The 12,251-nt window shown below is 41.0% G+C and carries 14 protein-coding genes; all 14 read left to right on the top strand.

The window, feature by feature from the left end:
- The first annotated feature begins 14 nt into the window (after positions 1-14).
- The 14 genes from AQ505_RS08965 (at position 15) to AQ505_RS09030 (ending at position 12,210) form a co-directional block, all read left to right on the top strand.
- On the top strand, positions 15-893 hold the full coding sequence (locus AQ505_RS08965; protein ID WP_062547866.1) for an RteC domain-containing protein: 879 nt from the start codon (positions 15-17) through the stop codon (positions 891-893).
- 119 nt (positions 894-1,012) lie between these two features.
- Positions 1,013-1,525, top strand: coding sequence for a hypothetical protein (locus AQ505_RS08970; protein ID WP_157262279.1), 513 nt, complete (start codon positions 1,013-1,015; stop codon positions 1,523-1,525).
- Positions 1,526-1,564: 39 nt separating this feature from the next.
- Positions 1,565-1,909, top strand: coding sequence for a DUF4134 domain-containing protein (locus AQ505_RS08975; RefSeq protein ID WP_082461470.1), 345 nt, complete (start codon positions 1,565-1,567; stop codon positions 1,907-1,909).
- A 1-nt stretch (position 1,910) separates the two neighbouring features.
- Positions 1,911-2,240, top strand: a complete 330-nt coding sequence (locus AQ505_RS08980) for a DUF4133 domain-containing protein (RefSeq protein WP_062547868.1) — start codon at positions 1,911-1,913, stop codon at positions 2,238-2,240.
- Positions 2,234-4,714, top strand: a complete 2,481-nt coding sequence (locus AQ505_RS08985) for a TraG family conjugative transposon ATPase (protein ID WP_062547869.1) — start codon at positions 2,234-2,236, stop codon at positions 4,712-4,714. The genes AQ505_RS08980 and AQ505_RS08985 overlap by 7 nt, the downstream gene beginning before the upstream one ends.
- Before the next feature lie 114 nt (positions 4,715-4,828).
- Positions 4,829-5,512: a conjugal transfer protein TraI gene (locus tag AQ505_RS08990; RefSeq protein ID WP_231635051.1), complete on the top strand. Its 684-nt coding sequence runs from the start codon at positions 4,829-4,831 to the stop codon at positions 5,510-5,512.
- Positions 5,496-6,125, top strand: coding sequence for a hypothetical protein (locus tag AQ505_RS08995; RefSeq protein ID WP_157262281.1), 630 nt, complete (start codon positions 5,496-5,498; stop codon positions 6,123-6,125). The genes AQ505_RS08990 and AQ505_RS08995 overlap by 17 nt, the downstream gene beginning before the upstream one ends.
- A complete protein-coding gene (locus tag AQ505_RS09000; protein ID WP_062547872.1) occupies positions 6,112-6,753 on the top strand; it encodes a hypothetical protein in 642 nt (213 codons plus the stop codon). Before AQ505_RS08995 ends, AQ505_RS09000 begins: the two co-directional genes overlap by 14 nt.
- 31 nt (positions 6,754-6,784) lie before the next feature.
- A complete protein-coding gene (traJ, locus tag AQ505_RS09005) occupies positions 6,785-7,951 on the top strand; it encodes a conjugative transposon protein TraJ (RefSeq protein ID WP_231635052.1) in 1,167 nt (388 codons plus the stop codon).
- Positions 7,952-7,954: 3 nt separating this feature from the next.
- A complete protein-coding gene (gene traK / locus AQ505_RS09010; RefSeq protein ID WP_062547874.1) occupies positions 7,955-8,566 on the top strand; it encodes a conjugative transposon protein TraK in 612 nt (203 codons plus the stop codon).
- 1 nt (position 8,567) lies between these two features.
- Positions 8,568-8,789: a hypothetical protein gene (locus AQ505_RS09015; protein WP_062547875.1), complete on the top strand. Its 222-nt coding sequence runs from the start codon at positions 8,568-8,570 to the stop codon at positions 8,787-8,789.
- Between the two features lie 73 nt (positions 8,790-8,862).
- Positions 8,863-9,924, top strand: coding sequence for a conjugative transposon protein TraM (gene traM, locus AQ505_RS09020; protein ID WP_062547876.1), 1,062 nt, complete (start codon positions 8,863-8,865; stop codon positions 9,922-9,924).
- 111 nt (positions 9,925-10,035) lie between these two features.
- A complete protein-coding gene (locus AQ505_RS09025) occupies positions 10,036-11,016 on the top strand; it encodes a hypothetical protein (RefSeq protein WP_062547877.1) in 981 nt (326 codons plus the stop codon).
- A gap of 189 nt (positions 11,017-11,205) precedes the next feature.
- Positions 11,206-12,210, top strand: coding sequence for a helix-turn-helix transcriptional regulator (locus AQ505_RS09030; RefSeq protein ID WP_062547878.1), 1,005 nt, complete (start codon positions 11,206-11,208; stop codon positions 12,208-12,210).
- Positions 12,211-12,251: the final 41 nt, after the last annotated feature.

A 12,251-nucleotide genomic window follows, 5' to 3' on the forward strand; every position in this document is an offset into this window, starting at 1 on the left:
TTAAATAATATGCTATGGAAAAATTGATCGAAAAAATGTATCAGCAAATGATGGATGATTTGAAGTCCAATGAGCAATCGCAAAGTCCTGGAAGGGAATTGTTTATTTCTAATCTTGATGCGGTGGTAAGGCACCTTTCCGGTTTAAAACATTGGAGCCTTTCCCAGGAGTTTAGCCCTGCACAGGAGATTTGGTTTTTTAAAACTCAAAAGCCAAGGTTCTACCGCTGGAAAATATTTTATGTTGAGTTGATTGCCATTGATAGTACAAGCCCTGTTGCAGCCAATGAGGAACTGAAGGAATATTATATGAGCCAGCTTCGCTTTATTGAGCGCTTCTTTCGTTTGCATGAATTTCATTACCAGTATTATAAGTTTAAGGCCAAGGAACTGGATCAGTTTTATTTCATTCGTGGGGCAAGTTTGGAGGGCTTGCTTAGTGCGGAACTTCCTGAGGTAGATTCCAGTTTTGGGACCAGTCAGGATTATTTGGTGTCTAAGTTTATGGCCTATGAACTGCTTCAGCAGCATTTGGTGGAACTGGTACAATCACCTGAGAGCGTGGTTTCTGGGACTGGACTCAAGAGTCGTAAAGGAATCATTACCCGTTGGACCGGGGATAGCTGTAATTTGATTGAGTTGATTTATGGGATTCATGATACCGCCCAGGTGAATAATGGAGAGGTAGATCTCTCAGATTTAATGGATGTGTTTGAGCAATGTTTTCAGGTTAACCTCAGTCGATATTTCAGGCGTTTTACTGAGATTAAACGACGTAAAAGCATGAGTAAAACCCGGTTTTTAGATCAAATGCGTGAGGCGATTAATAAACGAATTGATGACGGGGATGCTTATCATCCTCCGCTAAGAAAACAAGATTCTCAGCAGGATTAAGCCAAGGGCAATAACAATCGTTAGTGCTTGCTTTAGGGATTGTCAATGAAAAATTTGACGCATTTGAACCTTTGTATCAGTTCCCGGTGCAATGCAGCCCCGGGATAAATTAAACTGATATGTTAGAACAATTTTCTTGGCGAGATTTTATTCTTGTGATGGGAGTACTGACCGCGATCTGGTACTTAGGGGTAATTCTGATTTTTTACCGGGAGCATTTTTGTGCTTTTTTAGTGGGTAAGCGATTTCCAGCTGGTGTTGCTCTGGGGTCTGTTCTTCAGCAGCAAAGTAAAGGCTCAGCTGGTCATGCAGATGATTTGATGGGAAAATCAAAGCTTCCAGAAGGAGTTCATGAAATGGGGATCGCTGAGCTCAGTTTTGCCGGAGCTGAAAGTGATATGCTGGATCAGGTAGGTTTGGTTCCCGATCTATTGGAAGAACTGAAGGAGATTTTTAAGTGGATTGAGACCTCAGATGGAAACAAGCAAGATTTCTTTAAGCGGATGTCTGAGCTAAGGATCAGCTTTCCAAGGATCTCCTCAAATCCGAATCTCGATACCATCAATACCTGGATTACCCAGCACGCGCCTTTTCATCTCTCAAATGATGAATTGGAATCCCTATGGGATTAAATGTCTTTGCGCTAAATTTTTCACCTCAATTTATTTCTCATGAATTCATCTAAACTTACTTGCCACAAAAAGGCTTTTGGCAAAGCTTTACTTTTCGCTTTAGTAATTTGCTGTTGCCATCTTTTGTTTTCCTTAAATCTATTCGCTCAGGATGGAGAGGCTGGGATACGGGAAGCGACCAATAAAGTTAAAGGGTATTTTGATACAGGTTGCGACCTGATGTATGCCATTGGTGCAGTCATCGGTATCATCGGGGCGGTGAAAGTATTCAATAAGTGGAATGCTGGAGAGCCGGATACAAATAAGGTGGCTGCGGCCTGGTTTGGCAGTTGTATATTCTTGGTTGTGGTAGCTACTGTGTTGAAGTCCTTTTTTGGAATATAGTATGGGCAGCGTATATACGATTAACAGAGGGGTTTCCAAGCCTATTGTATTTAAAGGGCTAAAGGCGCAGTACATCGCTTATTTAGCGATTGGGCTGGTGCTACTGCTCATTTTATTTGCCATACTGTATATCTGCGGAGTTGGTTTGATGCTGGTTTTGCCCTTAATTCTGGGCCTCGGAGCTGGGTTGTTTTTTATGGTGTTCCGCTTGAGTCATCGGTTTGGGGAACATGGGCTTAAAAAATATTGGGCAAGGCGGAGTGTACCTCGCACTTTGAAGTTTAGAAATAGGGGACTGTTTATTCGATTGAAAGGAGGAGCAAGATGGTAGAGGCTTCGAATATATTGCCTCTTTCTAAGGTAGAAAAGGGCTGCATCGTTTCTATGCAAGGAGATATCACGATTGGTTATCGGCTAGGACTTCCAGAGATTTTTACACTTTCAGATCAGGAATATGAGGTTTATCACCAAAGCTGGGTAAAGGCCATTAAACTGCTACCACAGTATAGTATTTTTCATAAGCAGGATTGGTTTACCAAGGGAAGTTTTAAAGCGAATTTCAACAATTCTGGGACAGGTTTTCTCTCGCGGTCCAGTGAACGGTTTTTTAATGAAAGGGAATGTCTGGACCATAGCTGTTACCTCTTTTTAACCAAGAAACCTCATGGGCGCAAACTTTCTTCTTCGGTGTATAGCAATGTGCTGCGTAAATCTATTGTTCCTGCTCAGACCATTAATCCGATATTGTTGAAGGATTTTCTAGACAGTGCTGGCCAACTGGAACGTATTCTTATCGACAGTGGTTTTGTATCCTTGGCTCGCTTAAGCGATGACGAGTTAGCTGGAACGGCGAATAAGGCTGGAATCATCGAAAAATATTGCTTTTTACTCGGAGATGATCAGCGGAGTATGCTTACCGATATTCAGTTGAAGCAAGGGATTCGGGTCGGTGAAAAAAGCTGCGAATTGTACACCTTGGCTGAGGCAACAGCATTGCCACCACTTTGTGGAAGCCGAATGAATTATGAGCAGTATAGTACCGATAGAACAAAATTCAGTATTGGCTTTGCGAGTCCTTTAGGAAGTCTTTTGAACTGTAACCATATTTTGAATCAATATGTATTTATTGAGGATAGCGAGAAGACCATCACTCGTTTGGAAGCAAAGAAACTGCGTTTGCAGTCTTTGTCTGGCTATTCCAGGGAAAATGCGGTGAGTAGGGATGCGGTTAATGACTTTTTAAATGAGGCGGTGATTCATGGCAGATTGCCAGTGAAAGCCCATTTCAATGTGTTGGCCTGGTCTGAAAGCAAGACCGAGGTAGAAAAATTGAAAAACAAAGTAGGCTCGGCAATGGCTCAAATGAGCGCGGTTTGTAAGCAGGAGACCGATGGGGCAGCACAAATCTGGTTTTCGGGGCTTCCTGGGAATCAGGCGGACTTTCCGATGAACGACACCTTCGATACGTTTTTGGAACAAGCGACTTGCTTTTTTAATCTGGAAAGCAGTTATCGCAGTAGCGTCAGTCCTTTTGGAATCCGCCTGGGGGATCGTTTAACCGGGAGGCCTGTACATGTAGATATTTCTGATGAGCCCTGGGAAAAAGGCTGGATTACCAATCGGTCTAAGTTTATCTGCGGGCCCAGTGGGTCAGGAAAATCTTTTTTAACCAATCACCTGATTAGGTCATATTACGAGCAGGGAACTGACGTAGTGATCGTGGATATTGGCCATAGCTATAAAGGCCTTTGTGATTTGGTTGGTGGCTATTATTTCACCTATACGGAAAGTGACCCCATTAAATTCAATCCTTTTTATTTGCCTGATGGGGATGTACTGGATACCGAAAAAAAGGAGAGCATCAAAACCTTGTTGCTGGCGCTTTGGAAAAAGGATGATGAACCCTACCGCAGGTCTGAATATGTAGCCATTTCCATGGCTTTGACACTGTATTTTGAGCATTTGGATCAGCAGCCTGACGTCTTTCCTTGTTTCAATAGCTTCTATGATTTTTTGAAGTCGGAATACCTTGTGGTGCTGGAAAATGGTCGGGTGAAGGAGCAAGATTTTGATATCGGGAATTTTCTGTATGTGTTAAATCCTTATTATCGAGGTGGTGAATTTGATTATCTGCTGAATGCGAGGGCGAATTTGGATTTGCTGCACAGGCGGTTCATTGTCTTTGAAATTGATGTGCTGAAGGATCATCCAATTTTATTTCCGGTAGTCACTTTGATTATTATGGAATTAGTCATCAGTAAGATGCGCAAGCTAAAGGGGATTCGGAAGATTTTGCTATTAGAGGAAGTCTGGAAGTCCATTGCCAAGCCAGGGATGGCAGAGCACATTAAGTACCTGTTTAAAACCATGCGCAAGTTTTTTGGGGAACCCATTGTAGTGACCCAGGAGATTGATGACATTATCAGCTCCCCGATTGTAAAAAATGCGATCATCAATAACAGCGATTGTAAGATCCTGCTGGACCAAAGTAAGTATCAAAACAAGTTCGACCAGATTCAGGAGCTCTTGGGGTTGACCGAGAAAGACAAGTCATTGATTCTTTCGATGAACAAAGCCAATGACCCCAATCGCAAGTATAAGGAAGTCTTTATTTCTCTTGGTGGTCACAGCAAGGTATACCGGACCGAAGTTTCCTTGGAGGAATACTTAGCCTATACCACTGAGGAAAGGGAGAAGGTTCGGGTTCAGGCTTATGCCAATAAATATGGAAGCATACAAAAGGGGATTTCTGCCCTAGCGGAAGAAATCAGAAGTAAGGAACCAAAAACGGGCAGCTCATCATAAATCAGGCTATACCTCATTTATTTCAAACAAATTTCTAATCAGATGAAATTGTGGAATCCATTTAAAGGCCCATTGGGGCGAATGAAAAGTGTTAAAAATCTAATACATAAGACGATGAAAAAATACATGGTGGTTTTGCCGATCAGTACCATGATGCTGTTTGTCGCTTTGCCTTTAGGGGCGAGTGCACAGATAGCAGTTTTGGAAGTGATCAAGGCGGGAGTAAAAAAGGTCATTAAGGCGGTAGACTTAAAGATCCAACGCTTACAGAATGAAACGATTTGGTTGCAAAATGCCCAAAAGGTATTGGAGAACCAGCTGTCTAAGCTAAAGTTAGGAGAGATCGCAGATTGGACTTCACGACAAAAGGATTTATATAGTAATTATTATCAGGAATTATGGGAGATCAAATCTGCTATCACTTATTATAAACGGATTAAAGAACTAACGACAAAACAAATAGCCATTGTGGACGAGTACAGATGGGCTTGGAAGCTATTCCAGCAGGATCAGCATTTTTCCCCTGAAGAGTTGAGTTATATGGAAAAGGTATATGCAGGAATTTTGGATGAGAGCATTAAAAACTTGGATCAGCTTCTTTTGGTGGTGAATTCTTTTAAGACCCAAATGAGTGATGCGGCAAGGTTGGAGATAATTAATACTGCTGCGGATCAAATGGACATTAATTTTTCGGACCTGAAAAAATTCAATACCGGGAATATCCAGATGAGTTTGAGCAGGTCTAAATCCCTGGATGAGGTCGCCACTTTAAAAGAGATTTATGGTGTTGTGCAATAAAGGATACTCGATGCTGGTGCTGGGAGTACTGGTGTTCTCTTTTTCGGCGGAGGGGCAAACCTTTGCTGAGTTTTTTAAACAGAAAAAAACGCAAAAGCTTTATCTGCTTCAACAGATCACTGCTTTACAGTTATACGCGGGCTATGCTAAAAAGGGTTATGAAATTGTGGGATCTGGACTTGGAGTAGTACAAAGCTTTACAGGTGGCGAATTCAGCTTACATAGGGCTCATATTTCTTCATTAAAGCAGATAAGCCCTTCAGTTAGGGCTCATGTTAAGACAGAGGAGTTGACGGCTTTGCTACGTTCCATGGATCAGGCTTTTGATGGGATTCCTCTGGGTGATTTGAGGGTGTATGTCCTTGGGGTAAAGGTTCAGGTAATGGACCAGTGCCGATCGGATTTGGACGAACTACTAACGATTATGATTTCTGGAAAGTTGGAAATGAGTGATGATGAGCGGATTTTTAGAGTCCAGAGGATTCGTCAATCTTTGGGAGAGAAATATGTATTTGTCCTGGATTTCAGTAAACAGGTCTGGTTGGTAATCCAGGGAAATAAGGAAGAACAAGAATCTATTCACCATTTAAGAAAGAGCTATGGACTCAATTAAAATCTTAATTTTTGGTACTACTTTTCAAATACTGTTTTTATTTTCCGGTTTAGTGAAAGCACAGTCTACTGAAGTGCAACAATTGCTGCTGAATGTAGAAAAACTAAGTCAGCTTAAGAATATCCTCACAGATATGAAAAAAGGTTTTTCAGTCATATCGGGTGGTTACGATGCCATTAAAAACATTTCGAAGGGTAATTTCTCTTTGCATGAAGTCTTTTTGGATGGTTTGATGCTGGTCAGCCCTGAGGTTAAAAAGTATAGACGTGTTGCAGATATCATTACTTATCAAAAGAAAATGGTAACGGAGTACAAGTTGGCTTATGACCGGTTTCGATCGGCCGGGAATTTTAACCTTTCTGAACTGGATTATTTGGCTAAAGTATACCAGCAGCTCTTTGACCAGAATTTAAATAACCTGGACGCACTGATCATGGTGACGACTTCTTCAACCTTAAGAATGAGTGATGAGCAGCGGTTGCAAGCTATTGACCGGATTTTTGCAGATACAGAAGACAAACTGATGTTCTTGCGATCTTTTAATGCACAGGCTAATTTGCTCAGTGTCTATCGCGATAAGGAAAAACAGCAGATCCGCGATTCCAAGACCTTTTACAACCTTAATTAATTCCTTATAAGTTATGAAATGTAAATTTTTAATGTCCACATTAATAGTGGTTACGATCATTTTTATGCCCTGTATTTCTCAGGCACAGGGGCTAGCAGGGCAGATTGGGGGTTTGCAGTCGGTGCTGGAAATGGTGTATGCAGAAATGCTACCGCTTTGTTCTGGGCTGATTGCCGCAGGCCGTGCAATCGCCGGGTTTGGGGCGCTATGGTACATTGCCAGCAGGGTATGGCGTCAGATGGCTGCTGCGGAAGCTATCGATTTTTATCCTTTATTACGGCCCTTTGCTCTTGGACTGGCCATCGTGCTTTTCCCTGTAGTAATAGCAGTTTTTAATGGAGTGCTTGGGTTAAGTGTTTCGGCGACGGCAGGTATGGTTAAAGATTCAGATCAGGCGATCAAAGTGCTCTTGGATCAAAAGGAACTGGAGCTGAAAAAGTCGGTAAAGTATAAGCTGTATGTTGGAGAGGATGGGAGCGGAAACCGAGAGCAGTGGTATAAATATACCCATCCAAAGAATGCACCTGAGGATGAGGGATGGTTGGATGGGATAGGAAATGATATCAGGTTTTGGGCGGACCGTCAGGATTATAAGATGAGACATTCTTTTAAACAGTTTATGTCGGAAGTTTTACAAGTAGTCTATCAGTCTGCTGCTTTGTGCATCAATACCTTAAGGACATTTTTCTTGATTGTACTGGCTATCCTGGGGCCGCTGGTATTGGGTTTTTCGGTCTATGATGGGTTGCAACATACGCTAACCGTTTGGATTGCACGGTACATCAACATCTTTTTATGGCTCCCGATTGCCAATATCTTCGGTACGATCCTGGGCAAGATTCAGCAACAAATGATCCGCCTGGATATTTCTGAGGTGGCCCAGCAGGGAGATACTTTTTTCAGTAGTACTGATATCGCTTATTTAATTTTTATGATTATTGGAATAGTGGGTTACTTCTGTGTACCTACAGTGGCCAATTATGTAGTGCATGCCGGTGGAGGAAATTCGATCTTAAGCAAGGTCAATACGATGGTCATTGGTGGTACTGGCGCTGTTGCAGGAGCGGCCTCAGGGGCAGGTACGGGGATGATGCAGGATGCTTTGGGGGACAAAAAATCTTCCACTTCTCAGGGGATGGCGACAGCTACGGGCAACGATTATTTCAAAGACAAATTATCTGGCAATTCTAAAACTTAAAGGATGTTTACACAATTTAAAAACATTGATACGGCTTTTAGCCATATCAAAAGGTTCAGCATTTTTTTGATGCTGTTTTGCGCAGGGCTTTCTGGATTTGCGATTTATAAAAGCTATGAAGGGATCAAAGCAGCGCAGGCCAGGATTTATATTCTGGCCAATGGAAAAGCAATAGAGGTTTTTGCGGCAGAACGTAAAGACAACATAGGGGTAGAAATCCGGGATCATGTAAAAATGTTCCACCATTATTTTTTCACCCTGGATCCAGATGAAAAGGTGATCCAGCGAAATATTGCTGGGGCTTTGAATCTGGCTGATCAGAGTGCCAAAAAGGCTTATGATAACCTGAAAGAGCAGGGATTTTACAGCAATTTAATGGCCGGTAATATTTCTCAGGAAATCCATATAGACAGCACACAGCTGGACTTAAACCAGTATCCTTTTTACTTCCGATGTTATGCCACACAGAAATTGGTTCGTTCGAGCTTTACAGTACTTCGAAAGCTCGTCACCCAGGGTTATTTGCGTAATGTATCCCGTTCAGACAATAATCCCCATGGCTTCTTGATCTTGAAATGGGAAACGATTTCAAACCAGGACCTAATTAAACCTTAAGATGAAACGAGCTTTTAAAAATAGGACTTCTGGCGGCTTAGCTAACCCGCTGGTTCACCGAATCGCCCTGTGGGTGCTTCGCCGGCAAAGACGCTTGGCCGATTGGTTGAATGAAAAAGCGGAAAATTTAGAGATAAGAACTAAGCGATTACTGTTGGTGCTGTTTTGTGGTGTTTTTGGTAGTTACCTGCTGGATTTGCTGTTTTCTGCCTTTCTAAATTAATAGACCGTCGCTTCGCTCTTGCTGGGAGAAACAATTTAAATGAAATATAATAATGACCTGATAAGATAAAACTATGATGACTAAAAGATCAAAAGACAAAAGAAAAGTATTGTTGTTACTTCCGCTATTGGTACTGCCTTTTTTAGCCTTGGCATTTTATGCGATGGGTGGAGGAGGTAGAAATCATAAGGAGAAAGACCAGCAGCTGGCTGCAAAAGGAATCAATACGAATTTGCCGGATGCAAGATTTAAAAAAACTGAACCGGTAAATAAAATGGGGTATTATGCGCAGTTAGATCGGGACAGTTCTCTAAGTGGCGGCAATAGGTTGGGAGTGATGACTCATCGCTTAGGATTTGGGGAGGTTAAACAGGAGGACCCTGCCGAGCAAATCAATTTAAAATTGGAGGCTTTGAATCGGGAACTGGAAAAACCAGAGAAATTACCCGCTGAACAGGTTAAATCTGTTCAGCAATCCAGCCAAACTACTTCCATCAAAAATGATGTAGATCGGCTGGAAGGGCTGATGAAGACCATGCAGGAAAATAAAGCCGAAGATCCGGAGATGAGACAACTCAATGGGATGTTGCAAAGCATTTTGGATATTCAGCACCCTGAACTGGTGCAGCAGCGATATAAAGAAAAGCTTGTTTCCAGTCCTGATAGTTTGTTTAGGGCAATTCCTGCGGAAATTGTAGATCAGCAAAAGGTGGTTCAGGGGGCGACGATTAAACTTCGGATTTTAGATTCCATTACCTTAAATCATCAAAATATAGCCAAAGGCCATTTTATTTTTGGCACTTGCCGGATTATCAATCAACGGCTCCTGCTGGATATCAAAAATATACGTGTAGGGACTTCTATTATCCCAGTGGATTTGTCTGTCTATGCATTGGATGGAATGCCAGGAATGTATGCTCCCGAGGCCATGATTACCGAGAGCTTGAACGGAGGGATAGACAATGCCGCTCGAGGTATGGGCTTGTCTGGCTTTGATCAGAGTTTAACTACACAGGTGGCTGGAGCTGGGCTGGATGCGGCTAAATCATTGCTGAGTAAGAAAGTCAGACGGATTAAGGTGAAACTGAAGGCAGGTCAACGCGTACTACTAAAAAATAATAAACCAGAAAAATGATTGCCTGTAGCGTATGTGAGTTTTCTAGGGCTTACTCCAAAAGGCCAGACTCATAACAACTCCTAGAGAAGGACATAAATTCAATAAGATCAACTTTTTAAAACAGGAAAAATGAATTTAAATAATTTAGAAGCTCTTAAACTGGAAATGAAAGCTTTGGGCTTTGGGGATAAAATCATCACGTTGATGGAAGAACAAATGAGGAATAATATTCCAAATTTCACGCTGGATGAGCGGTTCCTTGGTGGAAAAGGGCAAGTGGATTTGACTTTGTATTTTAAACAGTCTAGTAATAGTGAATACTATTACATGAACCGATTTGAGGCTTACCTTCATAAGGGGACTCCTTTGGAACAAGGGCAAAAGTATCTATTGATTACTAAAGATGCTGATGGAAGAAATCAGTTTAAAAAGTTGGAAAATGTAGCAGAGGCCATTACTTTGTTTAAAAATAATACGGGCAATTGTGAACTGGCTATCGGCAAGGATATAGGGCATAAAATACCCCTGGTGATAATGGAAGAGGGTAAGGTGAATTATCTGACTAAAGATTTTCAACAGACTTTTTATGCGCCACCAATCCCTCAGACGTTTTGGGTAGATCATGGAAAGGGTTATACCGCTGAACAGGCGGTGAATTTGATGCAGGGGAGAGCAGTTTACCGGGATGACTTGCTGAGCAGGGATGGTCATCAGTATAAAGCCTGGATGGTATTAGATGTAGATAAACCAAGGGATAGGTACAATAACTTTACGATGCGGCAGTTCATGGATCCGAATTATGGGTTTGATTTGAAGAGATCTTTAAATGAGTTTAAGATTAAAGATTTAGAGGACCCCAAAAAGGCGGAGAATTTAGAGCTGTCGTTAAGGAATGGGAATCGCCCGATTGTTACTGTAGAAAAAGGCGGCGAGCAGACGAAGGTATTTGTGGAAACGGCAGTGCGTTATGGCAAAATCAATTTCTTTGATTTGGATGGTAAGTCAGTAAAACGAGAGGAGCTGCTAAAGGTGCCAGCATTAAATCAGGGGTTGGTTAAAGAAAAAAGGATTGGAAAGGGAGTTGAAGAAGGAGTGGGGATCGAGAGGTAAAGAGTTGGTTGGAAGCTAGGACCTACGACATTTAAGAGGTTGTATCATCGGTAAAAAGATGATCAACCTCTTTTGTTTTTACTTAGATTAGTAGGAGCTATTAGATGAAATTTGATAAGCGAAGAGGCTAAACAGCTAATTAGCATTTCTCGGTATTGATGTTTAGATTTAGGCCGTTTAAACACTTTTATGGCAACAAACAAACATGCACAGATTCGTTATATCGCTTTAGATAAATGCTTCAGTAATTTCGGGCGTAAATGTTATATAGAGGATTTGATCATCGCTTGTAATGAAGCTATTTATGATTTTACGGGAAAGCATGAAGGGGTGAAAAAACGCCAAATATATGAGGATATCAAATATATGGAAAGTGCTCAGGGCTGGCATATTGAACTTGAACGACTAAAAGAAGGAAGAAAAACATATCATCGTTACGCAGATAAAAGTTATTCCATTAATAAAAGTCCATTAAGTACAATAGAGGTGAATCAGATTAATGAGGTTTTATTAACGCTGTCACGATTTAAAGGAATGCCTCAATTTGAATGGATTGATGACATTGCCAGCCGTTTGGAAAGCATAAGTAAAATTGATGAAAATAAAATTATTGACTTTGAGCAGAATCAGTTTTTAAAAGGTTTAGAATTCATCACCCCACTGTTTAATGCGATTTATTATAAAAGAGTGCTCAGGGTTCAATATCAGTCTTTTAAAGATGAAAAAATAGTTAGTCATATTATCCATCCTTACTATTTAAAACAATATAATTTACGCTGGTTCCTATTCGGTTTCAATTCTGAGAGTAAGTATGTAAACAATTTAGCCCTAGACAGGATAGTTAGTTTAACAGAAATTCCTGAAATATATGAGCAGAACAAGACTATAGATTTTAATGAATATTTTGATGATGTAATTGGTGTAACGATATCCAATGATAAAACTATTGAAACTATTCAGATTTTGGTTCTTCATAATCTTTGGCCTTATATTAAAACAAAACCGATACACGGATCACAGAAAAAAGTTGGAGAGAATGATCAAGGGGTATACATTGAGCTTCAGGTGATTCCAAACTATGAGCTTATTGCTTCATTGTTAGCCTATGGCGAAAATATAATCATTGTATCTCCTGAAAGCTTTAGACTCAACTTTCTTAGAAAAATCAGGGCAATGGAAAAAAATTATGGTTAACTGTGCATAATTACTGCACATTAGTTACCCACATTTGCTAA

This window comes from Pedobacter sp. PACM 27299 (genome assembly GCF_001412655.1).
GTDB lineage: Bacteria > Bacteroidota > Bacteroidia > Sphingobacteriales > Sphingobacteriaceae > Pedobacter.